The following is a 25,131-nucleotide window of genomic DNA, read 5'->3' on the forward strand; positions in this document are numbered from 1 at the left end:
CTCTAGAAAGGAAAGCAACCACTAATAGCTGCTCCTCTTCGCGGCAGCGTGACCTCTGCAATGTACGCAACCACCGGGCTACGGTCTGGCCGCCGCGCGCGCCGCCCTCCGTCGCCAGGGGACCGCCAGGAGCAGGACGGCCAGGGCGCCGGCGGCGCCCGGGCCGAGGATGATCAGCCACGGCATCGACCGCCCGGTCCGGGCGTGCCCGTGCTGCTCGGCTCTGACCTGGGCGACGGGACGGTCGCGCTTCTTCTCGTCCGGAGTCACGAGGCGACCCACCGACGCGCCGGGTGAGAGCGCGAAACCCCAGTTCAGCAGCGCCGCCGCCTCGCCCAGGCTGCCCAGCGGCGCGGTCTCCGCGCCGAGCAGGGTGACGGCGAGCCGCCGGCCGTCGCGTTCGGCCACCCCCACGTACGTCTGCCGTGCCAGGTCGGTGAAGCCCGTCTTCCCGCCGAGCGTCCCCGGGTAGTGGTCCAGCAGCGTGTTGTCGTGGGTGATGGCGAAGCCGGGCCGACCCGGCTCGGCCGGTATCTCCGCCACCCGCGTGGCGATGTACCGCCGGAAGTCCGCGCGGGCGTAGGTGGCGCGCGCGATCAGCGCCAGGTCGTACGCGCTGGTGTACTGACCGGGACCGTCCAGGCCGGAGGGTGTCGCCGCGTGGGTCTGGTTGGCGCCCAGGCGGTGCGCCTCCTCGTTCATCGCCTGCACACCGCCCTGCCGGCCGGCGGCCCCGCCTCCGACACGGGCCAGCACGTTGGCGGCGTCGTTTCCCGACCTGAGGAGGAGCCCCAACCACAGGCTCTCGATCGAGTAGCGGCCGCCCGGCACCAGCCCCATCACCGAGCTGGCCGGATCGAGGTCCTGGAGGTCCGCCCGCGTCACCTCGACCACCTGTTTCGGGTCGAGATGGGGCATCAGCGCCGCGGCGAGGAGCATCTTCTGCACGCTGGCCGGCGTCCGGTGCTCGTGCGGGCCGCATCCGCCCAGCACTGTGCCGCTGTCGAGGTCGGCCACGACCCACGAGGTGGCGGTCACCGCCGGGGCCGCCGGCGCACCGGCCGGGATGGACAGTCCGGCCGTCGCCAGCGACTGGCCGCCGACGGCCAGGTCCGCGGGTCCGACCGGCGGCGGCGACGGTGCGGCGGGCGGGGGCGCCGGCGGCTTCACGGCCGGGCAGGGCACGTACGGCGCGGCCGCCCGCGCCGGTGCGGCGGGCGCGACGGGTGTGGTCACCAGGGCGCTGAGCGTCACCGCGACGATCCTCATGATGGTCACGTCAATGCACCGTAATCGCCGTGCATGCGGCCCAGGCCCGGTTGCCGAAAGTGGTCCGGGGAGGGGCGAGAATTCCGGCCTCGGCCCGGCCGGCACCCCTTCGGTCGCCTTGTGCCCGTCCGCAAGGCTCCGCCCGCGTGACGATCGGCGCTCCCGACGGTGAACAGGCACGGGCGGGACATTCTCCGGCCCGCCGGAACTACGCGGCGAGGCCAGGAGGGGATGGGCGGGCGGTCCGGCGCTCATTCCGTGGCGCGGGACGACAGACGAGGTCAGGTTCGGCGGGACGTGCCGAACAGGAACCGCAGGTCGTCCATCATCACGACGAGCACAGCGGTGAGCAGACCGCCCGCAACGGCCAGGACGGCTTCTCCGGGGCGTACGGGCCCGGCCGGTGCGAGCGCGCCGGCGATGGCGCAGCCGACGAGGAACGCGTTGCGCCACACGTGGTGCCGGCCCAGCGGCGCGGCCACCCGGCCGGAACAGCGGCAGGTGGCGCCGGGCCGCCCGTCGCGCTCGGGCCAGCCGGTGATCTTGTCGGCCGTCCATTGTGGGATCATGAGGACACGTGTGCGCGGTCTCCGCGCCGGAGCATCGGGAGGAATGTGTGCGCGGATCAGCGCGACGACTGGCCATTGCGATTCTCGCCGCGACCGTTGCCGCGGTGACACTCGCCTCGCCCGCCCAGGCGGCGACGAATCCGTTCACGGCGGCCCAGGCCTGCAACAACGACTTCGGTGGCTCGTGGGCCTACGCCAGTGACGGCCACCGGTCGATCTACGCCTCGGACGGCACCAAGGTGGGCGACGTCTACCTGATGTACAACGGCGCGAGCGGCTACAACTGCGTCGCCACCCTCAAGCGGGTCGCCGTCGGCTCGACGACCGGCGTCTCCGCGGGGATCCGGGTGGAGGGCGGCTCCTGGGTCGACGACTCCGGGAGCTACAAGTACTACGCCGCGATTCAGCGCTCCGCCGTCGACAAGTGTGTGATGTACCGCGGTGAGGTCCTGTACGGCACGAGCTGGCAGGGCGCCGGCCGGTCCAGCTGGGGCAACTGCGGCTGAGCATCCGCCACCGCCGCTCGTCGTGGGGTGCGGATGGCACGCCCGTGCCGCTGACGACTTCCGCAGCTTCCGCCGTTCAACCGGTCCTGGGCCGGTGGGCTGGCGGATGTCCCGGTGCTCCCTGGGCGGGAGCACCGGGACACCCGGTCAGCAGGCCGATGCGCTCGCGCTCGGGTAGGCAGCATCAGCTACGTGGCGCGCGCCCCTCACCCGACCCGCACGAGTTGCCATTGCTGGTTGGCGCCGTTCCAGTCGGTGTACTGGACGATGTTGGCGTTGTCGGTGGTGGCGGCTCCCTGTACTTCGACGGCTTTGCCGCTGTTGCGGTTGAGGAGTCGGAGGTAGCCGCCGGAGTCGGCGAGTTGGAATTGTTGGTTGGTGGCGTTGGTGTCGGTCCATTGGATGAGGGGTGCGCCGTCGGTGGTGGCGCGGTTGGAGACGTCGAGGACCTTGCCGGAGTTGCGGGACTTGAGGCGGTAGTAGCCGCCGCCGGAGTCGATGAACTGCCATTGCTGGTTTGTGCCGTTGTTGCGGGTCCACTGGGTGATGCGGGCGCCGTCGGTGGTGGCGGCGCCGTAGACGTCGAGGGCCTTGCCGCTGTTGCGGTTGAGCAGCACGTACCAGGCGTTCGTGTCGACCGTCGCCGCGGCCGCCTCCGTGGCGGTCACCGCGGCGGCGGCGACGCTCGCCAGCAGCGTCACCGCGGCGGCGACGGCCAACCCCGGACATCGGCCTCGTCGATGTCCTGCGGGCGGTGGGGCCGCGCCGTTGATGGTCATGGGTGTCTTCCCTCCGATCGGGAGTCGCTACCCGCTGTTAGCGCCAACAACAGGTCGTCGACGTGCGGTGTGGGTGGCGGTGGTCCGGGGATCCCGAGGTGTGCCGGCGGGCGCCGAATGCACGGACAACGGGGCCGTCAACGTTGCCAGAATGTTTCTCCGCATTCAAGAGCTAAGGCGTCGGTCGATGCGTCACGTCCCGTGCGGGGTCCACCACCACGCTGTTTCGGCAGGCCGACTTGTCGTCGTCATGCCGCATAACATTTTTCGGTCGCCAATTTCCGCCGCGCACGAGGACGCGGAACAACGGGGTTCGCACCCCGGCCGCCCCTTCTTGACGCGGCCACCGGAATCGAGTTGTGTGACTGCGACGTGAAGATGCGAGCTACCGGCGCCAACGAGGCGGACCTCGTGGTCGCGGCGCAGGCGGGTGACCGGCGGGCCATGGACGAGTTGGTCGCGGCCGGCCTGCCGCTGGTCTACGCCCTCGTGCACCGCGCGCTCAGCGGGCACCCGGACACCGACGACGTCGTCCAGGACACCATGCTGCGTGCCGTCCGCCGGCTTGCGGAGCTGCGCACGCCGGAGAGCTTCCGGCCGTGGCTGACCGCTATCGCCCTGCGCCAGCTCAGCACTCAGCTGCGCCGCCGGCAGGTCGCCGCCCGGCGGGCCGCCCCCCTGGACGAGGCAGCGGAGATGCCGGACGTCGAGGCCGCCTTCGTGGACCTGACGACGCTGCGCCTGGAGCTGTCCGGGCAACGCCGGCAGCTCGTCCGGGCGAGCCGCTGGCTCGACCCGGACGATCGGGCGTTGCTGTCGCTGTGGTGGCTGGAGACGGCGGGAGAGCTGACCCGGACCGACCTGGCGGCGGCCCTGGCCGTCAGCGTCGCGCACGCGGCGGTGCGGGTGCAGCGCATGCGGCATCACCTCGACGTGAGCCGCGAGCTGGTCGCCGCGCTGGAGGCCAGGCCGGGATGCGCCGCGCTGGACGCCGCGGCGGCCGGATGGGACGGCGTCCCGCGTCCGTTGTGGCGCAAGCGCCTCACCCGGCACACCCGGTCCTGCGACCGCTGCGCACGCGCCGGCACCGGCATGATCGCCCCGGAACGGCTCCTGCTCGGGGCTGCCCTGCTCCCTGTTCCGGTCGGGCTCGTCGCCGTGCTGCTCGGCAGTGGCGCGCTCGGCGCGGCCGGCACGTCGACGGCCACGCTGTCCGGCGCGATCGGCGGCGGATTCGGTGGTGGTGTGGGCGCGGGCGCCAAGGTCGGACTGCTCGCCCAGCTGCTCCAGGCGGTGGTGGCACACCCCGTCACCGCGACCGTGGTGGCCGGTGCCGTCGCCACCGGCGCCGCGGTCACCGTGACGGTCCTGCCCACCCGCCCGCCGCCCCCGGCGTCCGCGCCGGCTGCGGCGCCGGCCTCGCCGTCCCGGCCACGCGCCGTCCCGTCCTCGGCGGTCGCCGTGCCCGAGCCGAAACCGCGGACGACCGCGGCCGCCAAGCCCTCGGCCGGGCGCACCGCGTCCCTGACTGCGGGACGGCCCGTGTCGCTGGAGTCGGCCAACGGGGCCGGGCGGTACGTCAGCACGGTCGACGGTCTCGGCGTCCTGATGCCGGTCGGGCCGGACAGCACCGACACCGCGCGTCGCCAGGCGACCTTCACGGTGCTCGCGGGCCTGGCCGACGCCCGCTGCTTCTCCTTCCGTGCCCGGGACGGCCGGTACCTGCGGCACTCGTCCTGGCGGCTGCGGCTCAGCCCCGTCGACGGGACCGGGCTGTTCCGTGGTGACGCGACCTTCTGCGCGCGCGACGGGGCGACCGCCTCCTCCACGGCGCTGGAGGCGTCGAACTATCCCGGCTGGTTCCTCCGGCATCGCGACGGCCAGCTGTGGGTCGACCAGGCGGACGGCACCGCCACCTTCCGCGCCGACAGCTCATTCCGAATCCGGCCCGCCCTGGCGGGCTGACCTGTGCATGTCGGCCCACTCCACTCGTGACGCCACGCTGATTGCCGCGGCGTCGCACGCACTTTCCGATGACCACGCCCAGCCTTCGGCGACAACAGTTTTCGGCATCGCGTTTTCCACCTGAGGCGGGACCGGCTCGAACGATTCCTCATAGACGCGCTTCATTGATAGATACGCCTGTTATCGCTAACATGCGTGCTGCGGGACTGAGCGGGACGCTGGGAGCCGGGCGAGCGGCGCCCGCTCAGCCCCGGGCAGCCCGGAACAACGGCGCCGACCAGCAGTGGCAGTTCTTCCCTTGGAGGCAGACATGAGGGTGCCCCCTCCGCTCCCCGGCAAGTTCCGCATCCGGCGGTTCCTCGCCTGGGTCACGGCGGTGCTCTGCGCCGCCGTTCTCGTTCCCGCCGTGGCTCGGGCGGACAACCCGATCGTCCAGCACATCTACACCGCCGACCCGGCCCCGCTCGTGCACAACGGCCGGGTCTACCTCTACACGGGTCACGACGAGGACGGCTCGACCTGGTTCACCATGAAGGAGTGGCGGGTCTGGTCGTCGGCCGACATGGTGAACTGGACCGACCACGGTTCCCCGCTCAACATCGCCAGCTTCAGCTGGGCCAGCGCTGACGCGTGGGCCGGCCAGGTCATCGGCCGCAACGGCAAGTTCTACTGGTACGTACCCATGACCGTCCGGGCGACCGGAGCGAAGGGCATCGGGGTGGCGGTGGCCGACAGCCCGACCGGTCCCTTCCGGGACGCCATCGGCCGGCCGCTGGTCTCCAACGGCGAGATCGACCCGACCGTCTTCGTCGACAGCGACGGGCAGGCCTACCTGTACTGGGGCAACCCCAACCTCTGGTACGTGAAGCTGAACCCCGACATGATCTCCTACTCGGGAACTCCGACGAAGATCCCGCTGACCACCGCCGGATTCGGCACCCGCACCGGCGACGCGAACCGACCGACCCTGTTCGAGGAAGGCCCCTGGGTCTACAAGCGGAACGGCCTGTACTACAACGTCTTCGCGGCGAAGTGCTGCTCGGAGTTCATCGCCTACTCGACGGCCCCCGGCCCCACCGGGCCGTGGACCTACCGCGGGACGGTCATGCCGACCCAGGGCAGCAGCTTCACCAACCACCCCGGCGTCGTCGACTTCAACGGCGGGTCGTACTTCTTCTACCACAACGGCGCGCTGCCGGGCGGCGGCGGCTTCACCCGGTCGGTCGCCGTCGAGAAGTTCTCCTACCACGCCGACGGCTCGATCCCGACCATCACGATGACCAGCGCCGGGGCGCCCCAGATCGGCACGGTCAACCCCTACACCCGCCAGGAGGCCGAGACGATCGCCTGGGAGTCAGGCATCGAGACCGAGGCCGCCAGCGAGGGCGGGATGGACGTCGGCTGGATCGAGAACGGCGACTACGTCAAGGTCAAGGGGGTCGACTTCGGCGCGGGGGCGAGTTCGTTCACCGCACGGGTGGCCTCGGCGACCAGCGGCGGCACCATCGAGCTCCGCCTCGACGGCACCGCCGGGCCGGTGGTGGGACGGTGCGCCGTCCCCGGCACGGGCGGCTGGCAGACGTGGACGAACGCCTCCTGCGCCGTCACCGGCGCCGCCGGCACCCACGACCTGTACCTCCGGTTCACCGGCGGCAGCGGCAACCTGTTCAACGTCAACTGGTGGCAGTTCGGCGGGGCCGGCGGGGGAACCCTCATCGCCAACGGTGACGGGGAGAGCGGCACGTCGGGCTGGGGGGTCATGGGAGCTACGTCTCCCTGACGCCGGGGACCGCGGTGAACCCCGACGGCTGGACGAAGCTCACCGGCACGGCGACGGTGTCCTGGAGCGGAAATCTGTCCGGCGCCACCTTCTACGTGGAGACGGCGTCGGGAACCGACGCCTTCTCCGTCGACGACGTCTCACTGCGGTAGCGCGGTCCGCCAAGTCGCGCGGAGAGCGCCGATGTTAGCGACAACATCACCGTGCTGCGGGCTCTCTTTCGCCTGCTGGTAAGGACGCATTGTTCCCGGGACATTGCGGCTTGACGAACACAATGTTATCGCTCACAGTCGATGGACAGGGACGGCGACGCCAGTGGCTCACCGGGCGGGCCCGCTTCGTCCGACCTTGGTTCAGGCGCGGGCCAGCACACGCAGCCGAGGTGTCAGCGCTGACAACCCGACGTGTGCGTCCGGCCCTACGTCGCGGTGCGCCCATCGTCGGCGGACCGGTTCGGCTCTTGGTCACAGAAGGAGGATCATGTCTGCCTTTGGTACGGCTCCCTCGGTCGTGCCGCCGTCACGGCGGCGTGGGTGGTTGCCGCGGCTGGTCGCCGCCGGCGTGGCGGCGGTGGTGGTCGGCGGCGCCGCCGCGGTGGCACTCTCGACGCCCGCCGCCGCGGCGACGGTCGACACGAGCGCGTGGTACGTGCTGGTCAACCGCAACAGCGGCAAGGCCCTGGACGTCTACAACCTGGCCACGAATGACGGCGCACGGATCGTGCAGTGGACGCGGAACAACGGCAACCAGCAGCAGTGGCAGTTCGTCGATTCGGGCGGCGGCTACTACCGGCTGCGGTCGCGGCTGTCCGGCAAGGTGCTCGACGTCTACAACTGGTCGACCGCCAACGGCGCCAACATCGTGCAGTGGACCGACGGCAACCAGGCCAACCAGCAGTTCCGGCTGGCCGACTCCGACAGCGGCTACGTCCGGTTGATCAACCGGAACAGCAACAAGGTGGTGGAGGTGCAGGGCGCCTCGACCGCCGACGGCGGCAGCATCGTGCAGTACGACGACTGGAACGGCGGCAACCAGCAGTGGCAGCTCGTCCGGGTCGACGGCGGGGGCAACCCCACCACGCCACCGCCGGGCGGCTCGTGCACCCTTCCGTCGACGTACCGCTGGTCGTCGACGGGCTCGCTGGCGAACCCGAGGTCGGGGTGGGTCTCGCTCAAGGACTTCACCAACGTCGTGCACAACGGCCGGCACCTCGTCTACGCCACGACGCACGACACGGGCACGTCGTGGGGCTCGATGAACTTCAGCCCGTTCACGAACTGGTCCGACATGGCCTCGGCCAGCCAGAACGCGATGCCCTTCTCCGCTGTCGCGCCGACACTGTTCTACTTCGCCCCGAAGAACATCTGGGTGCTCGCCTACCAGTGGGGCGGGACCGCGTTCTCCTACCGGACGTCGAGCGACCCCACCAACGTGAACGGGTGGTCGTCGCAGCAGACGCTGTTCACCGGAAGCATCTCCGGCTCCGGCACGGGACCGATCGACCAGACGCTCATCGGTGACAGCCAGAACATGTACCTGTTCTTCGCCGGGGACAACGGCAAGATCTACCGGGCCAGCATGCCGATCGGGAACTTCCCGGGCAACTTCGGCTCGAACTACACCACGATCATGAGCGACTCGACCAACAACCTCTTCGAAGGGGTCCAGGTCTACAAGGTCCAGGGCCAGAACCAGTACCTCATGCTGGTCGAGGCCATCGGCTCGCAGGGGCGCTACTTCCGCTCGTTCACGGCCACCAGCCTGGGCGGGTCGTGGACGCCGCAGGCCGCCACCGAGGGCAATCCCTTCGCCGGCAAGGCCAACAGCGGCGCCACCTGGACCAACGACATCAGCCACGGCGACCTGGTGCGCAGCAACCCCGACCAGACCATGACCGTCGACCCCTGCAACCTCCAGCTGCTCTACCAGGGTCGGGCCACCAACTCCGGCGGGGACTACGGCCTCCTGCCGTACCGGCCGGGTGTGCTGACGTTGCAGCGCTAGTGGCGTGACGCAGCCCGGGTCGGCCGTTCTCCCGGGCGGATCGGGCGGAACTTCAGCGGGCGGGCTCGGCGCAAGGCCGGGCCCGCTTCGCCACGCCTGCAGCGCGTCGACCACCCGGGCGGGCCGTGTCTCGGCGGGCGGGGACGCGGTCTCGGCGTACACTGGCGCTGGTCTTGTGCCGGGCTGCCCCGGACGCTCAGCCGGGGTGGGTGCAGGGCTGCGGATGGCGCGTCCCGCGGCTCCGGCGTCGACCGCCGGGCGTGGTCGAGGGCTTGGCGGGGAGGGTGGGTGCCGTGCGGGGTCCCGCGATGACGGATGTGGCGCGCCTCGCCGGGGTCTCCCATCAGACCGTGTCGCGGGTGCTCAACGGGCACCCCAACGTCCGCGAGCAGACCCGGCTGCGGGTGCAGGCGGCGATCGCCGAGCTGGGCTACCGGCCCAACCGCGCCGCTCGCGCGCTGGTGACCGGCCGGTCGCAGGTCATCGGCGTGGTTGCGCAGAACACCACCCTGTACGGCCCGGCCTCGCTGCTGGCGGCGCTGGAGCAGACCGCCGCCGAGGAGGGCTTCGCGGTCAGCGTGGGCAGTGTCCGCGACCTGGACCAGGTCTCCATCTCCGAGGCGGTGGAGCGGCACCTGGCGCACCGGGTCGCGGGCATCGTCGTCATCGCCCCCGTCGAGTCGGCCGGCGAGGCGCTGGAGCACCTGCCGAAGGACGTCCCCCTGGTGACCGTCGACGGCGACCCCCGTCGCCGGGTGCCGCTGGTGACGGTGGACCAGGTGGCGGGTGCGCGGGAGGCCACGCGGCACCTGTTGGAGGCCGGTCACCGCACGGTGTGGCACGTGTCGGGGCCCGCGGACTGGTTCGACAGCGCGGGCCGGATCGAGGGCTGGCGGGAGGCGTTGCAGGCGGCGGGCGCCGAGGTCCCGCCGCTGGTGCCGGCGGACTGGTCGGCGGCGTCGGGCTACCGGTGCGGGCAGATGCTGGCGCGGATGCCCGAGGTGACGGCGGTCTTCACGGCCAACGACCACCTGGCGCTGGGCGTGCTGCGGGCCCTGCACGAGTACGGCCGCAAGGTGCCGGACGAGATCAGTGTGGTGGGCTTCGACGACGTGCCCGAGGCGGCGTACTTCATCCCACCGCTGACCACCGTCCGGCCGGACTTCGCCGCGGTGGCCCGGGCCAGCCTGGACCTGCTGCTCGCGCAGTTCGAATCCGATGCGGTCGGCGAGCTGCGGCAGACCATCGCACCGACCCTGATCACCCGGCAGAGCGTCGCCGCCCCGCCTCGGTGACCGCCGTGGGGCGACGGTCGCTGTCCGATCGTCGACCGGGGCACCGGTACGGCCCTTGACGCCGCCCGCCCGGCGCCACCCATCGGGAGTCAACCGACGCCTGAGTCGAGCCGCACCCGATTGTGACCGTTCACAGGCCGAATGAGGATCAGGCGCAATACATCGACGCCTGTGAACGTTAACACTGGCACTCCGTGCTTGGTCGATCCACTTGGCGCCGCCCGCCGGTGTCGATGGCCGCGCCGTTACGGCACTGTTGCGATCGCATCTTGACCGACGCCGATGTGAGCGCTAACAATGTGAGCCACGGCACGCGGAGGTGGAGATGACGGGTGTGGACGGACCGGGGGACCGGTACGTCGTCGGGGTCGACTACGGGACGATGTCGGGCCGGGCGCTGGTGGTCCGGGTGGGTGACGGCGCCGAGCTGGGCACCGCGGTCCACGAGTACCGGCACGGGGTGATCGAGTCTTCGCTCCCCGGCACGTCGGTGCCGCTCCCACCCGACTGGGCGCTCCAGGACCCCGAGGACTACCGGGACGTGCTGCGCCAGGCCGTGCCCGCCGCCGTGGCCGCCGCGGGCATCGACCCGACGCGGGTGATCGGCATCGCCACCGACTTCACGGCCTGCACCGTGCTGCCCACCCTGGCCGACGGCACGCCGCTCTGCGAGGTGCCGGAGCTGCGCAACCGGCCGCACGCCTGGGTGAAGCTGTGGAAGCACCACGCCGGGCAGCCGCACGCGGACCGGATCAACGCCCTCGCGCGGGAACGCGGCGAGCCCTGGCTCGGCCGGTACGGCGGGAAGATCTCCGCCGAGTGGCAGTTCGCGAAGGGCCTGCAGCTCCTCGACGAGGACCCGGAGACCTACCGGCGCGCCGAGCGGTTCGTCGAGGCGGCCGACTGGATCGTCTGGCAGCTGTGTGGCGTGGAGACCCGCAACATCTGCACGGCCGGCTACAAGGGGATCCGGCAGGACGGCCGCTACCCGTCCCGGGAGTTCCTGGCCGCGCTGGACCCGGGGTTCGCCGACTTCGTCGCCAAGCTGGACGGTCCGCTGCTGCCGATGGGTGCCCGAGCCGGCGCCCTGACCGCCCAGGCCGCGGCCTGGACCGGCCTGCCCGAGGGCATCGCGGTCGCGGCCGGCAACGTCGACGCCCACGTCACCGCCGCCTCGGCCCAGGCCCTGGCGCCCGGGCACCTGGTCGCCATCATGGGCACCTCGACCTGTCACGTGGTCAACGGCGCCGAGCTGGCCGAGGTGCCCGGCATGTGCGGCGTCGTCGAGGGCGGGCTCAGCCCCGGCGCCTGGGGATACGAGGCCGGCCAGAGCGGCGTCGGCGACATCTTCGGCTGGTTCGTCGAGCACGCCGCCCCGGCGGGCGTGGATTCCCACGAGCGGCTCTCCGCGCTGGCCGCGGCGCAGCCGGTCGGCGGCCACGGGCTGATCGCGCTGGACTGGTGGAACGGCAACCGCTCCCTGTTGGTCAACCACGACCTGAGCGGTCTCGTCGTGGGGCTGACGCTGGCCACCCGGCCGGCGGACGTCTACCGCGCGCTGCTGGAGGCGACGGCGTACGGCACCCGCATGATCATCGAGGCGTTCGTCGAGGCGGGGGTGCCGATCCGCGAGCTGGTGGTGGCCGGCGGCCTGGCCGGCAACCGCCTGCTCATGCAGATCTACAGCGACGTCACCAACCGGCCGTTGAGCCTCATCGGGTCGGCCCAGGGACCCGCTCTGGGCTCGGCCATCCACGCCGCGGTCGCCGCCGGCGCGTACCCGGACGTCTACGCGGCCTCCGCGGCGATGGGCCGGGTGGACCGCGACGTCTACCGGCCGGACCCCGAGCGGGCACGGGCCTACGAGGCGCTCTACGCCGAGTACCGGAGCCTGCACGACCACTTCGGTCGCGGCGGCAACGACGTCATGTCGCGCCTGCGCGCGATCCGCAACGCCGCCGTCGACCGATCGGCGGCACCGGCCACGACGCCGCTGGAGGTGGTCGCATGAGTGCCGAGACCGGTCAGCAGATCCGGCGGCTCCGGGAGAGCGTCGCCCGGTTGCACGCCGAACTGACCCGCTACCGCCTGGTCGCCTGGACGGCGGGGAACGTCTCCGCCCGGGTGCCCGGCCGGGACCTGATGGTGATCAAGCCGAGCGGCGTGGACTACGACGACCTCGCGCCGGAGAACATGGTCGTGTGCGACCTCGACGGGGTCGTGGTCGAGGGTGACCTCTCGCCGTCCAGCGACACCGCCGCCCACGCCTACGTCTACCGGGCGCTGCCCGAGGTGGGCGGGGTGGTGCACACCCACAGCGCGTACGCGACCGCCTGGGCGGCCCGTGGGGAGCCGATCCCCTGCCACCTCACGGCGCAGGCCGACGAGTTCGGCGGCGAGATCCCGGTCGGCCCGTTCGCCCTCATCGGCGGCGACGACATCGGCAAGGGGATCGTGGAGACCCTCGCCGGGCACCGCTCGCCGGCCGTGCTCATGCGCAACCACGGCGTGTTCACCATCGGCCGGGACGCCCGCGCCGCGGTGAAGGCCGCCGTGATGTGCGAGGACATCGCCCGCACCGCCCACCTGGCCCGCGCGCTCGGCCAACCGCTGCCGATGGCGGCGGTCGACGTCGACGCCCTGCACCACCGCTACCAGAACGTCTACGGACAGCGACCCCCCTCACCCGCGAGCCCCTGACGGCCGCCCCGATCGCGCGGCGGCGCCCACCCGGGCCGTCCGCGTCGCACCACCCCCGGACACCACCACCGACGCAGGGCGTACGCCTTCCCGGCGTGCGGCTCGCGGAACGCTTACCCCGAGGAGATTGCGGTGAAGAGAATGAGGACCCACCTGCCGTCCCGGAAGGTCATCGCGGTGCTCACCGCCGCGCTGCTCGCCACCGGCATGGCGGCCTGCGGCAACAGCGACACGGGTGACAAGGGCGACGACGGCACGATCACCCTGGGCTTCTCCCAGGTGGGCGCGGAGAGCGGCTGGCGTACGGCGAACACCACCTCGATCAAGGAGGCCGCGACGGGGGCCGGGATCGACCTGAAGTTCGACGACGCGCAGCAGAAGCAGGAGAACCAGATCAAGGCCATCCGGAACTTCATCCAGCAGAAGGTCGACGTGATCGCCTTCTCGCCGGTGGTGGAGTCCGGCTGGGACACCGTGCTGAAGGAGGCCAAGGACGCGAAGATCCCGGTGATCCTCACCGACCGGTCCGTCGACTCGGCCGACAAGTCCCTCTACAAGACCTTCCTCGGCTCGGACTTCGTGAAGGAGGGCCGGCTCGCGGGGGAGTGGCTGGTGGAGCAGAAGAAGGCCGCCGCCGGCCCGGTCAACATCGTCGAACTCCAGGGCACGACCGGTTCGGCGCCGGCGAACGACCGGAAGAAGGGCTTCGCCGAGGCGATCGCCGCCAACCCGAACCTGAAGATCATCGCCTCCCAGTCCGGTGACTTCACGCGGGCGGGCGGCAAGCAGGTGATGGAGCAGTTCCTCAAGGCCAACCCGAAGATCGACGTGCTGTTCGCGCACAACGACGACATGGGCCTCGGCGCGCTGGAGGCGATCACCGCGGCCGGGAAGGTGCCCGGCAAGGACATCACCATCATCACCGTCGACGCCGTCAAGGACGGCATGCAGGCCCTCGCCGACGGCAAGTTCAACTTCATCGCCGAGTGCAGCCCCCTGCTCGGTCCCCAGCTCATGGACCTCGTGAAGAAGGTGCACAACGGCGAGGCGGTCCCGGCCCGGATCGAGACCCAGGAGACCACCTTCACGCAGGAGCAGGCCAAGGAGGCGCTGCCCAACCGCAAGTACTGACACCGACCGCGGGGGCCGACGCCCCCGGCATCCGACGCGGCGGCCAGGCCTCGGGCCCGGCCGCCGCGCGGCCCCACCGACCGCCCTCTCACCCATCTCAGGAAAGGCCCGGTGGCATGACAGGCAGCCATCCCGTCCTGACAATGACGGGGATCAGCAAGTCCTTCCCCGGCGTACGCGCGCTCGACAACGTGGCCTTCCGCCTCTTCCCCGGAGAGGTGCACGCCCTCATGGGCGAGAACGGCGCCGGCAAGTCGACCCTCATCAAGGTGCTCACCGGTGTCTACGGCACCGACCAGGGCACCGTCACGCTCGGTGGCGAGCAGGTGTCCTTCACCGGCCCGATGCAGGCCACCGCCGCCGGGGTGAGCACCGTCTACCAGGAGGTCAACCTCTGCACCAACCTCTCCGTGGCGGAGAACATCTTCATCGGCCGGGAACCCCGCCGGCTCGGCGCGGTCCGGTGGGGCGAGATGCGTCGCCGGGCCCGGAGCCTCCTGGCCCGGCTCGACCTGGACATCGACGTCAACGCCCAGCTTGGCAGCTACTCGCTGGCCGTCCAGCAGATGGTGGCGATCGCCCGCGCCATCGACATCGAGGCCCGGGTCCTGGTCCTGGACGAGCCGACCTCCAGCCTCGACGCCGGTGAGGTCGCGCAGCTGTTCCGGGTCATGCGGCAACTGCGCGACGACGGCATCGCGATCCTGTTCGTCACCCACTTCCTCGACCAGGTCTACGAGATCGCCGACCGCATCACCGTCCTCCGCAACGGCCAGCTCGTCGGCGAGTACGCGACGAGCGAGCTTCCCCAGCTCGGCCTGGTGGAGAAGATGATCGGCAAGGAGTTGCGCGTGCTGGAGCGACTCGACGAGCAGCCCCGGCACGACCCCGCCGACCGGGCGGAGGGCCCGCCGCTGCTGGACGTCCGCGAGCTGGGACGCCGCTCCGCCGTGGCGCCGTTCAGCCTCACCATCCACGAGGGAGAGGTCGTCGGCCTCGCCGGGCTGCTCGGCTCGGGCCGTACCGAGGTGGCGCGGCTGCTGTTCGGCGCCGACCGCGCCGACCACGGCAGCGTCCGGGTGCAGGGCTCACCCACGTCGCTGCGTACGCCGGTGGCGGCCATCGCCCACGGCATCGGCTTCTGCTCGGAGAACCGGCGGGCCGAGGGCGTCATCGCCGAGCTGTCCGTGCGGGAGAACATCATCCTCGCCCTCCAGGCCGCCCGCGGCTGGCTCCGCCCCGTTCCCCGCCGCCGCCAGGACGAACTGGTCGACCGGTACGTGCGGGCCCTGAGCATCCGCCCGGCGGACCCCGACATCCCGGTGGGCAACCTCTCCGGCGGCAACCAGCAGAAGGTCCTGCTCGCGCGCTGGCTCATCACGGAGCCTCGCCTGCTGATCCTCGACGAGCCGACCCGGGGCATCGACATCGGCGCGAAGACCGAGATCCAGCGGCTGGTCGCCCAGCTCTCCGACGGCGGCATGGCGGTGCTGTTCGTCTCCGCCGAACTGGAGGAGGTGCTGCGCCTCAGCCACCGGATCGCCGTGATGCGCGACCGCGAGATGGTCGCGCAACTCGGCAACGACCAGAGCGTCGACGCCGACCGGATCATGCAGAGCATCGCGGCCGGCGCGGGGCACGAGGGGATGCCGTCATGAGCAGCCGAAAGGCCGGCTACCGGGCGCTGACGACACACCGGCTCTTCTGGCCGGTCGCCGTCCTCGTCGTCATGCTGGCCGCCAACACCGTCTACCGACCCGGCTTCCTCTCGGTGCAGATGCGCGACGGCCACCTGTACGGGAGCCTGATCGACATCCTGCGGCTGAGCGCGCCGCTGATCCTGGTCGCGCTCGGCATGACACTGGTGATCGCCACCGGCGGCATCGACCTGTCGGTCGGCTCGCTCTGCGCGATCAGCGGCGCCATCGCCTGCCTGCACATCAGCCGACAGCCCGACCAGAACGACCTCGGCGGCGTGTTGACGGCGCTGGCCCTGGGCCTCGGGGCGGCGCTGGTGCTCGGCGCCTGGAACGGCGTGCTGGTCGCCGTCATCGGCATCCAGCCGATCATCGCCACGCTGATCCTCATGGTCGCCGGCCGGGGCCTCGCCCAGCTGATCACCGAGGGGCAGATCCTCACCATCAACTCCGGCCCGTACAAGGCCATCGGCGTCGGCCACCTGCTGACCCTGCCGCTGGCCATCTTCCTCGCCCTCGCCGCCGCGACGGTCGTCGCCGCGGTGACCCGGCGGACCGCCCTCGGCCTGATGATCGAGTCCGTCGGCGGCAACGCGAGGGCCAGCCGCCTGGCCGGCATCCGGTCCGGGCGGATCACCTTCCTCGTCTACGTGATCAGCGCGGCCTGCGCCGCGATCGCCGGGTTCATGATGACGGCCAACGTGTCCAGCGCCGACGGCAACGCCGCCGGCCTCTGGGTCGAACTCGACGCCATCCTCGCCGTCGTCATCGGCGGCACGTCGCTCGCCGGTGGCCGGTTCTCGCTCGGCGGCACCATCCTCGGCGCGCTGCTCATCCAGACCCTCACCACCACGGTGTACGCCATGAACATCTCGCCGCAGACCTCGCTGCTGTTCAAGGCGGTCGTGGTCATCGCGGTCTGCCTCATCCAGGCGCCCGGCTTCCGGGCCCGGTTCACCCGACGCCGCGCCCCGGCGGCCGCCCCCGCCCCCGTGACCGAACAGCCGAAGGAGCAGGTGCCGGCATGACAACCCTGTCCCTGATGGCCACCCGCACCTGGTCGCGGCTGCCCCGGCGGCACGTCCCGGTCCTGGCCACGCTCGCCCTGCTGCTCGTCCTCTACGGCGTCGGGGTCTCCCAGTACCGCGCGTTCTCCAACATCCAGGTCGTCTTCAACGTCTTCATCGACAACGGGTTCCTGCTCGTCGTCGCGGTCGGCATGACCTTCGTGATCCTCACCGGCGGGATCGACCTCTCCGTCGGCTCCGTCGTCGCCATGACCGCGATGGTGTCGGCGTTCCTGCTGAGGGAGGGCCTGCCGGCGGCGCTGGTGCTGCTCATCGCGCTGCTCATCGGGCCGACACTCGGCTTCCTCATGGGCTGTGTGATCCACTTCTTCGACATCCAGCCGTTCATCGTCACCCTCGCCGGCATGTTCCTGGCCCGCGGCATGTGCACCTTCATCAGCGGCTCGTCCATCCCGATCACCGACGGGTTCTGGACGCGCATGTCGCAGGAACGGATCGGCAACCCGAGCGGCAACTTCGTGTCGGTCAGCGTGCTCATCGCCTTCGTGGTGGTCGCCGTCGCCGCGTACACGCTGGCGTACACCCGGCTGGGCCGCAACGTGTACGCCATCGGCGGCAACCCGCAGTCCGCGCTGCTCATGGGGCTCCCGGTGGGACGGACCCGGATCGCCGTCTACACCATCAGCGGCCTCTGCGCGGCGATCGGCGGCATCCTGCTGTCGTTCTACACGCTCTCCGGCGCCCCGCTGATCGCCGTGGGCATGGAACTCGACGTCATCGCCGCCGTGGTCATCGGCGGGACCGTGCTCACCGGCGGCTCCGGCTACGTCTTCGGCACCGTGCTCGGGGTGCTGGTCCTCGGGGTCATCCAGACGCTGATCACCTTCGACGGCAGCCTCAACTCCTGGTGGACCAAGATCGTGATCGGTGGCCTGCTCTTCGCGTTCATCCTGCTCCAACGTCTGATCGGAATCCGCTACAAGTGACCGACCACCTCGCGGAAGGCAATCCCATGGCAACGCACGCTGCGCCTGAGATCTGGTTCCTCACCGGCAGTCAGGCCATGTACGGCGAGGACACCCTTCGCCAGGTGGCCGAGCAGTCCCGGCAGATCGCGGCGGCGCTCCACGACTCGCCGCAGATCCCCGCCCGGGTCGTCTGGAAACCGGTGCTCACCACCAGCGGCGACATCCTGCGGGTCTGCCGCGACGCCGCGGCGCAGGGGGCCATCGGGGTCATCGCCTGGATGCACACCTTCTCGCCGGCGAAGATGTGGATCGCCGGCCTGGACGCGCTGCGGACGCCGCTGCTGCACCTGCACACCCAGGCCAACGTCCTGCTGCCGTGGGACGAGATCGACATGGACTTCATGAACCTCAACCAGGCGGCGCACGGCGACCGGGAGTTCGGGTTCGTCCAGACCCGGCTCGGGGTGGCCCGCAAGACCGTCGCCGGGCACGTCAGCGACCCGCGCGTGGTGTCCCGCGTGGGCGCCTGGGCGCGGGCGGCCATCGGCTGGTCGGCGATGCGGTCCCTGCGGCTGGCCCGCTTCGGCGACAACATGCGCGACGTCGCGGTGACCGAGGGCGACAAGGTGGAGGCGGAGCTGCGCTTCGGTGTCTCGGTGAACACCTACGGGGTCAACGACCTCGTCCGGGTGGTCGGCGAGGTCACCGACGCGCAGGTGGACGACCTGGTCAAGGAGTACGACGACAGCTACCGGATGGTGCCCGAGCTGCGCCCCGGCGGCGACCGGCACGAGTCGCTGCGCTACGCCGCCCGGCTGGAGCTGGGCCTGCGTACGTTCCTGGAAGCCGGTGGTTTCCGCGCCTTCACCACCAACTTCGAGGACCTGGGCGGGCTGCGCCAACTGCCGGGCATCGCCGTGCAGCGGCTCATGGCCGACGGCTACGGCTTCGGCGGCGAGGGCGACTGGAAGACGTCGGTCCTGGTCCACGCCCTCAAGGCGATGGCCGTCGGTGTCGACGGCGGCACGTCCTTCATGGAGGACTACACCTACGACCTCACGCCGGGCCGGGAACTGGTCCTCGGCGCGCACATGCTCGAGGTGTGCCCGAGCATCGCCGCCGACGTGCCCTCCGTGGAGATCCACCCGCTGAGCATCGGCGGGCGGGAGGACCCGGTCCGGCTGGTCTTCGACGCCGAGCCCGGTCCCGCGGTGGTGCTCGGCCTGGCCGACATGGGGGAGCGCTTCCGGCTCGTCGCCAACGAGGTCGACGTGGTGTCGCCGCCGCACCCGCTGCGCCGGCTGCCGGTGGCCCGGGCCGTCTGGCGCCCCCGCCCGCACCTCGCCGGCTCCGCCGAGGCGTGGATCACCGCGGGCGCCCCGCACCACACCGTGCTGTCGCGGGCCGTGGGGGTGGAGGAGTTGCACGACCTGGCCGAGATGAGCCGGACGGAGCTGGTCGTCATCGACGCCGACACGGACCCGCGCCGCTTCGCCGAGGAGATCCGCTGGAACCAGGCCTACTACCGGCTCGCCCGCGGGTTCTGAGGCAGCGGGCGGCCGTCGTCCCCGGCAGGCGGTGACCCGCCTGCCGGGGAGCGGGTTCAGCAGGTGGAGTTGGTCTGCGTGAGCAGGCCGAGGCGCCAGGGCAGGCCGTTGTAGTCGCCGCCGGCGTTGGGGTCCAGGCCCTGGTAGAGGTAGCGCAGGTTGCAGGGACTGACGGTGAGGGTCTGGTCGTAGCCGCTGCGGATCAGCTCGCCGTGGCTGATGTCGCGGGTCCAGGCGCCGCCCGGGAAGGTGACGGTGTTGGCGCGGGCGAACGGGTTGCTCTCGGTGTCGGCCAGGGCGGTCCACGGTCCGGTGACGGCCGGTGCGGTCCAGGAGCGGAACCAGCGGCGGCCGTCGCTGCCGATGGCCTCGACCAGCAGCAGGTACTGGTTGCCGACCCGGTAGACGTTGGACGCCTCGAACAGCCGGTTACGGTCGCTGTCCTGCATGGCGATGACCGTGTTGGTCATGCCGTTCGGGAAGTTCGCCAGCGTGGTCTGGGACCGGTAGAGGTGTCCGTTGTCGTCGGAGGAGAACAGGTAGCAGTTCGCCGAGTCGCAGATGACCCACATGTCGACCCAGTAGCCGTTGCCGATGTTGTCGCTGATGATCTGGGGCATGCCGCTGTAGAAGTTCTTCGGCGCGCTCCACCCGGCCGGGTTGCTGATGTCCGGGTTGGTGGAGTACGACGCGTTGCCGGTCTGGTAGACGAGGTACCACAGCCGCTGCGGGGCGAAGTAGAAAACCTGCGGCGCGGCGCGGTACCCGGCGCCGATCGGGGTCTGGTCCAGGTAGGTGAAGGGCGCCGAGCCGGCCTGCGACCAGTCGGCGAAGCTCGTGTAGACCAGGTTGTAGCCGGAGGACTTCGCCGTGCTGGCGAAGACGTGGTACCGGCCGTTGTAGAACACGACGGAGGGGTCCTTGATGCCGGCGATGCCGCGGCCGTCGTTCCTCGGGCCGATCAGCGCGCCGCTGGAACTCCACCGGAAACTGCTCGGCAGGCTGCCGGTCGGCGGGGGAGAACTCGGCGGCGGCGAGCTCGGCGGGGGAGAGCTGGGCGGCGGGGTGGTGCTGGGCGGCGGCGTGCTCGTGCCGCCGGTGCAGGTGGTCCCGTTGAGGGCGAAGCTGGCCGGCGCGGGGTTGCTGCCGGTCCACGAGCCGTTGAATCCGAATGACACGGTGGCGTTGCTCCCGATGCTCGCGTTGTAGCTGACGTTCGACGCCCGCACCTGCCCGCCGCTCTGGGTGACGGTGGCGTTCCAGTACTGGGTGACCTGCTGGCCGGCGGCGTAGGTCCAGGTGAGCGTCCAGCCGTTGACCGGATCGCCCAGGTTGGTGACGGTGACGTTGGCGCCGAAGCCGCCCTGCCACTGCGAGGACACCTGGTAGGCGACCGCGCAGCCGGCGGCGGCCGCCTCGGCGGGCAGGGTCACGGCCGCGGCGGCGGCCAGACCCGCGGTGGCGGCGAGCGTCGCCGCCCGGACCTTCCACGTGGTACGCATCAAGGATCCTTCCGGTGGTGGATGTCCGCCCGGACGGTGAGGGACGCAGCGCGCCGCTCGACAGGCGCGGTTCACGCTGGTTGCCGGTGCCCTCGGCTCCTGAGCGGCGAACATAGCATGTTATCGATAACAGGCTCAACGTCATATCCATCCAAGGATTGCGATGTTAGCGCTCACAGCGTAGGTTGTGGACGGGGCTCAGGGCAGGCGCACCCCTGACGGGGCGTCGAGCGCCACCAGGCCAGGGCCGGCAGCGCGGGCCACCGATGCCGTACGTCCCGCACCCGCAGCCTCGCCACGCCCCGCGTCGCCCGGTCGGCGCCACGGCGAGGAGCGGCGAGCGTCCTGTCCGGACGCTCATCACCCAGCTACGCCGCCCGGCGCGGCGAAGGGAGTCACCCCATGGCCCGACCCAGATCGTTCCTCGGCGCATTCGCCGTCGCGGCGCTCGCCGTCGCCACGGCCTCCTCCACCGCATGGAGCGGTGGTCTCGGCGCGACCACGGCGGCCGCGGACGTCGGCGCCGCCGCGACGACCGCCGGGTGCGGCAGGGCACCCACCCTGTCGAGCGGCACGCACTCGATCCAGAGCAGCGGCCGGACCCGCACGTACATCCTCCGGGTCCCCGACAACTACGACAGCAACCGCCCCTACCGGGTGGTCTTCGGGTTCCACTGGCTGAACGGCACCGCCACCGACGTGGCCACCGGACAGACCGTGCAGCGGGACGTCTGGTCCTACTACGGCCTCCAGCGGCTGGCGAACGAGAGCACGATCTTCGTGGCGCCCCAGGGCCTCAACAACGGCTGGGCCAACACCAACGGTGAGGACCTCACCTTCGTCGACGACATGATCCGCCAACTCGACGCCGGCCTGTGCGTCGACACGACCCAGCGTTTCGCGGTCGGCTTCAGCTACGGCGGAGCCATGAGTTACGCGATCGCCTGCGCCCGGCCCACCGTCTTCCGGGCGGTCGCGGTCCAGTCCGGCGGGCAGCTCAGCGGCTGCAGCGGCGGCAGCCAGCCGGTCGCGTACCTCGGGGTGCACGGCATCCGAGACAGCGTGTTGAACATCGTCGGCGGGCGCACGCTGCGGGACCGGTTCGTCCGGAACAACGGCTGCGCCGCGCAGAACCCCGCCGAACCGGCGCAGGGAAGCCTCACCCATCGGGTGACGACCTACTCGGGCTGCTCAGCCGGGCACCCGGTGGTGTGGGCCGCGTTCGACGAGGGGCACATCGCCGCCCCGCAGGACGGCGCCACCGGGGACAGCGGCTACCGGACCTGGGTGCCCGGCGTGGTCTGGTCCTTCTTCACGCAGTTCCAGGGCAGCACGCCCACGCCGGACCCGACCACCCCGACGCCCGGCCCGACCACCCCGACGCCCGGCCCGACCACCCCGACGCCGGGGAGCGGGTCATGCCGGGTGACCGCCACGGTCAACGCGTGGAACAACGGCCTGACCGAGGACATCACCGTCACCAACACCGGCACCAGCACGATCAACGGGTGGTCCCTGGTCTTCACCCTGCCCGGCGGCCAGAGCATCGTCGGCGGTTGGAACGCCACCTACGCGCCCACCTCCGGCCAGGTGACGGCCCGCAACGTCGACTACAACGCCACCCTGGCGCCGAACGCCTCGCTGAGCATCGGCTTCCAGGCCACACACACCGGCAACACGGCCCGGCCGAGCGGGTTCACCCTCAACGGCGCGGCCTGCGCCGTGGCCTGACCGCCAGGACCCGACCCGCGCGACCCGGCGCTCCCCGCCGGGTCGCGACGGGCCGCCCGCGCCGACGAGCCGCTCGGCCGACCATCCACCGCCGGTCCCGCCCACCGGCCGGACCACGACCTGCGACGGGGTACGCCGCCGCGGGAAGGAGAACCGATGAGACATCTCGCCTCGGCCCGGCGCTGGGCCGCCGGCGCAGCGGCCGCGCTGCTGCTGGCCGGCACCCTGACCGGGCTGCGCCCACCTGCCGCGCTGGCGCTGGACAACGGGGTGGCGCGCACCCCGCCGATGGGCTGGAACAGCTGGAACTCGTTCGGCTGCAACATCAACGAGACCCTGATCCGCCAGTCCGCCGACGCCATCGTCGCCAGCGGGATGCGCGATGCCGGCTACCAGTACGTCGTGGTCGACGACTGCTGGTTCAACCCGAACCGCGACGCGGCCGGCAACCTGCAGGGTGACCCCGGCCGGTTCCCCAGCGGCATGAAGGCGCTCGGCGACTACCTGCACGGCAAGGGGCTGAAGTTCGGCCTCTACCAGGTGCCGGTGGACCGGACCTGCGCGCAGTACTTCGGCTCGTATCCGGGCGCCACCGGCAGCCAGGGGCACGAGGCGCAGGACGCCCGGCAGTTCGCCGCGTGGGGCGTGGACTTCCTCAAGTACGACTGGTGCTCGCCGAACGGCACGATCGACCAGCAGGTGGCCACCTTCGCCAGGATGCGGGACGCCCTCGCGGCGACGGGCCGGCCCGTCGTCTACAGCATCAACCCGAACAGCATCCACGCCAAGACCGGCCCGCTGCGCAACTGGGGCGACGTGGCGAACATGTGGCGGACCACCGAGGACATCACCAACGCCTGGGACACCGGCCAGACCAACGGCTACCCGATGGGCATCCAGAACATCATCAACGTCACCGTGCCCCTGGCCGGCCACGCGCGCCCCGGCGCCTTCAACGACCCGGACATGATGGAGGTCGGCCGGGGCGGCATGACCGACACCGAGATGCGCAGCCACTTCGCCATGTGGGCCGTGCTCGCGGCGCCGCTGATCGCCGGTAACGACGTCCGTTCCCAGTCGGCGGCCACCCGGAGCATCCTGACCAACCGGAACCTGATCGCGATCAACCAGGACGGCCTCGGCCTCCAGGCGACCCAGGTCTCCTTCGACGGCACTCGACGCGTGCTCGCCAAGCCGCTGGCCAACGGCGACGTGGCGGTCGCGCTCTTCAACCAGGGCAGCGCCACCACGACGATCTCGACCACCGCCGCCGCCGTCGGCAAGACCGGCACGAGCTTCACCCTGCTCGACGCCGGGACCGACGCCACCAGCACCACCGGTGGCGCCATCTCCGCCAGTGTCCCCGCGCACGGCACGGTGGTCTACCGGGTCAGCGGCGGGGGCACCACCACCCCGCCACCAGCCACCAGCGGCGCACTCGTCAGCGCCGCCTCCGGTCGCTGCCTGGACGTTCCGCAGAGCAACACCGCCAACGGCACCCAGCCGGTGATCTGGGACTGCAACGGCGGGGCCAACCAGCGCTGGAACATCAGCGGTGACACCCTCCAGGCCCTCGGCAAGTGCCTGGACGCCCCGCTGAACGCCAGCCCCGGCGCCAAGGCGCAGGTCTGGGACTGCAACGGCGGCGCCAACCAACGCTGGAGCCGGAACGCCGACGGCACGATCCGGGCCCAGCAGTCCGGCCTCTGCCTCGACGTCAACGGCGCGGCCAGCGGCAACGGCACCACCGTCATCCTCTGGACCTGCACCGCCGCGGCGAACCAGCGGTGGACCATCGGGTAGGGACCTTCCCCGGCCCGGTGCGGTGCGGCCGGGCCGGGCCGGTGTCCGCCAACCGTTCCCGTCGCCCACGGCCGGGACATGTACGCCATCAGCGCGCCGCTGGCGGTCGAGGCGGTGCGCGCATCCTCGGCGGTCGGATCAGGACGAGCGGCGTCGCCTCCGCCGGTCGGACCTTCGACGCGCCCGACTTCCTCCGCGCGCTGTCGGCGTACCTCTCGGTCGAACCCTGCGAGGAGTCGCACGCGCCGCAGTTCGCCTGACCGCCCCGGCGACGGCGGGACAACCCCGGTGGTACGACGCCACGGGCGCGCGCAACCGGGGTGGTAGGGCCAGAGGCAACTCCGGCATGACGACCGGTGACCACCCCGGTACATACGCTGCCGCAGGTAGTCGTCAGGCCAGCGAAGGGGATCCCCGATGAACGTCCGTCACCTGCTCACCGTCGCCACCGCCGTCCCGCTCGGTGCGTTCGGGCTCGCCGCTCCCGCGGCCGCGCACGTCTCGGCCCAGCCGATCGCCGCCAGTGCCTACACGATGAGCGCCGGGCGGCTCGGCGCCAGCGCCGCCGCCCTGCTGGGCCTGGCCGGCGTGATCATCGGAGGGCTGGCGCTGGCCCGCCCCGCCGGTCGTTTCGGCACCGCGTCCGGGCGGCTCGGCGCCGCGGTGGCCCTGGCGGCGGGGCTCGTCGGCATGGCGCTCGGCGGGCTGGTCGCGGCCACCGCCGACGGTGGTGTCGGCACCGGCAACGGGCTGGGCGGCGCGTACGTGGCCCTGGTGGTGGGGTTGATCGCCGTGGTCCTCGGTGGGCTGGCCCTGGCCCGCTCCCGCCGCACCGCCTGACCGGCCGGCCGCGGCGC

Annotated in this window: 19 protein-coding genes and 1 pseudogene; 16 read left to right on the plus strand and 4 right to left on the minus strand. The window is 71.5% G+C overall.

Annotated elements, in window-relative coordinates; all coding sequences use genetic code 11:
* Nucleotides 1-78: 78 nt before the first annotated feature.
* Together FXF50_RS00805 and FXF50_RS00810 are read right to left on the minus strand one after the other, a co-directional pair.
* A complete protein-coding gene (locus FXF50_RS00805; protein ID WP_187399452.1) occupies nucleotides 79-1,278 on the minus strand; it encodes a D-alanyl-D-alanine carboxypeptidase family protein in 1,200 nt (399 codons plus the stop codon).
* Between the two features lie 272 nt (nucleotides 1,279-1,550).
* A complete protein-coding gene (locus tag FXF50_RS00810; RefSeq protein WP_148425255.1) occupies nucleotides 1,551-1,838 on the minus strand; it encodes a hypothetical protein in 288 nt (95 codons plus the stop codon).
* A gap of 104 nt (nucleotides 1,839-1,942) precedes the next feature.
* On the opposite strand from FXF50_RS00810, the gene FXF50_RS00815 reads away from it, so the two are divergent.
* Nucleotides 1,943-2,344, plus strand: a complete 402-nt coding sequence (locus FXF50_RS00815; RefSeq protein WP_148425256.1) for a hypothetical protein — start codon at nucleotides 1,943-1,945, stop codon at nucleotides 2,342-2,344.
* 212 nt (nucleotides 2,345-2,556) lie between these two features.
* Here the strand turns inward: FXF50_RS00815 and FXF50_RS00820 are convergent.
* Nucleotides 2,557-3,123: pseudogene (locus FXF50_RS00820) on the minus strand (RICIN domain-containing protein); the annotation flags it as partial.
* Between the two features lie 378 nt (nucleotides 3,124-3,501).
* Here FXF50_RS00820 and FXF50_RS00825 point away from each other — a divergent pair.
* The 12 genes from FXF50_RS00825 (at nucleotide 3,502) to araA (ending at nucleotide 19,238) form a co-directional block, all read left to right on the plus strand.
* Complete coding sequence (locus FXF50_RS00825) at nucleotides 3,502-5,088, plus strand: sigma-70 family RNA polymerase sigma factor (RefSeq protein ID WP_148425675.1); 1,587 nt, start codon at nucleotides 3,502-3,504, stop codon at nucleotides 5,086-5,088.
* 310 nt (nucleotides 5,089-5,398) lie between these two features.
* Nucleotides 5,399-6,868, plus strand: coding sequence for a glycoside hydrolase family 43 protein (locus FXF50_RS00830; protein WP_148425258.1), 1,470 nt, complete (start codon nucleotides 5,399-5,401; stop codon nucleotides 6,866-6,868).
* A gap of 14 nt (nucleotides 6,869-6,882) precedes the next feature.
* Complete coding sequence (locus FXF50_RS29115; protein WP_187399453.1) at nucleotides 6,883-7,020, plus strand: hypothetical protein; 138 nt, start codon at nucleotides 6,883-6,885, stop codon at nucleotides 7,018-7,020.
* Between the two features lie 328 nt (nucleotides 7,021-7,348).
* Complete coding sequence (locus tag FXF50_RS00835) at nucleotides 7,349-8,872, plus strand: non-reducing end alpha-L-arabinofuranosidase family hydrolase (RefSeq protein ID WP_148425259.1); 1,524 nt, start codon at nucleotides 7,349-7,351, stop codon at nucleotides 8,870-8,872.
* 308 nt (nucleotides 8,873-9,180) lie between these two features.
* Nucleotides 9,181-10,167: a LacI family DNA-binding transcriptional regulator gene (locus tag FXF50_RS00840; protein ID WP_187399454.1), complete on the plus strand. Its 987-nt coding sequence runs from the start codon at nucleotides 9,181-9,183 to the stop codon at nucleotides 10,165-10,167.
* A gap of 325 nt (nucleotides 10,168-10,492) precedes the next feature.
* Nucleotides 10,493-12,178 (plus strand): ribulokinase, encoded by a 1,686-nt coding sequence (araB, locus tag FXF50_RS00845; protein ID WP_148425261.1) that lies wholly within the window; start codon nucleotides 10,493-10,495, stop codon nucleotides 12,176-12,178.
* The gene (locus tag FXF50_RS00850; RefSeq protein WP_148425262.1) at nucleotides 12,175-12,867 is read left to right on the plus strand and encodes an L-ribulose-5-phosphate 4-epimerase; all 693 of its coding nucleotides are present in this window, start codon (nucleotides 12,175-12,177) and stop codon (nucleotides 12,865-12,867) included. The genes araB and FXF50_RS00850 overlap by 4 nt, the downstream gene beginning before the upstream one ends.
* A 141-nt stretch (nucleotides 12,868-13,008) precedes the next feature.
* The gene (locus tag FXF50_RS00855) at nucleotides 13,009-13,998 is read left to right on the plus strand and encodes an ABC transporter substrate-binding protein (protein WP_148425676.1); all 990 of its coding nucleotides are present in this window, start codon (nucleotides 13,009-13,011) and stop codon (nucleotides 13,996-13,998) included.
* A 116-nt stretch (nucleotides 13,999-14,114) separates the two neighbouring features.
* On the plus strand, nucleotides 14,115-15,656 hold the full coding sequence (locus FXF50_RS00860; protein WP_148425263.1) for a sugar ABC transporter ATP-binding protein: 1,542 nt from the start codon (nucleotides 14,115-14,117) through the stop codon (nucleotides 15,654-15,656).
* A complete protein-coding gene (locus FXF50_RS00865) occupies nucleotides 15,653-16,723 on the plus strand; it encodes an ABC transporter permease (RefSeq protein WP_148425264.1) in 1,071 nt (356 codons plus the stop codon). The genes FXF50_RS00860 and FXF50_RS00865 overlap by 4 nt, the downstream gene beginning before the upstream one ends.
* The gene (gene yjfF, locus FXF50_RS00870) at nucleotides 16,720-17,709 is read left to right on the plus strand and encodes a galactofuranose ABC transporter, permease protein YjfF (RefSeq protein WP_148425265.1); all 990 of its coding nucleotides are present in this window, start codon (nucleotides 16,720-16,722) and stop codon (nucleotides 17,707-17,709) included. The genes FXF50_RS00865 and yjfF overlap by 4 nt, the downstream gene beginning before the upstream one ends.
* A gap of 26 nt (nucleotides 17,710-17,735) precedes the next feature.
* Entirely contained in the window at nucleotides 17,736-19,238 is a 1,503-nt protein-coding gene (gene araA, locus FXF50_RS00875; protein ID WP_148425266.1) for an L-arabinose isomerase, read from the plus strand.
* Between the two features lie 56 nt (nucleotides 19,239-19,294).
* Here the strand turns inward: araA and FXF50_RS00880 are convergent, their stop codons facing one another.
* The gene (locus tag FXF50_RS00880) at nucleotides 19,295-20,740 is read right to left on the minus strand and encodes a non-reducing end alpha-L-arabinofuranosidase family hydrolase (protein WP_148425267.1); all 1,446 of its coding nucleotides are present in this window, start codon (nucleotides 20,738-20,740) and stop codon (nucleotides 19,295-19,297) included.
* A 402-nt stretch (nucleotides 20,741-21,142) separates the two neighbouring features.
* Between FXF50_RS00880 and FXF50_RS00885 the strand changes: the two genes are divergently transcribed.
* The 3 genes from FXF50_RS00885 (at nucleotide 21,143) to FXF50_RS00900 (ending at nucleotide 25,114) form a co-directional block, all read left to right on the plus strand.
* A complete protein-coding gene (locus FXF50_RS00885; protein ID WP_148425268.1) occupies nucleotides 21,143-22,471 on the plus strand; it encodes a cellulose binding domain-containing protein in 1,329 nt (442 codons plus the stop codon).
* Nucleotides 22,472-22,627: 156 nt separating this feature from the next.
* Nucleotides 22,628-24,274, plus strand: coding sequence for a ricin-type beta-trefoil lectin domain protein (locus tag FXF50_RS00890; protein WP_148425269.1), 1,647 nt, complete (start codon nucleotides 22,628-22,630; stop codon nucleotides 24,272-24,274).
* A 417-nt stretch (nucleotides 24,275-24,691) separates the two neighbouring features.
* On the plus strand, nucleotides 24,692-25,114 hold the full coding sequence (locus tag FXF50_RS00900; RefSeq protein ID WP_148425270.1) for a DUF6223 family protein: 423 nt from the start codon (nucleotides 24,692-24,694) through the stop codon (nucleotides 25,112-25,114).
* Nucleotides 25,115-25,131: the final 17 nt, after the last annotated feature.

The organism is Micromonospora sp. AP08, assembly GCF_008085935.1.
Classification (GTDB): Bacteria; Actinomycetota; Actinomycetes; order Mycobacteriales; family Micromonosporaceae; genus Micromonospora; species Micromonospora chersina.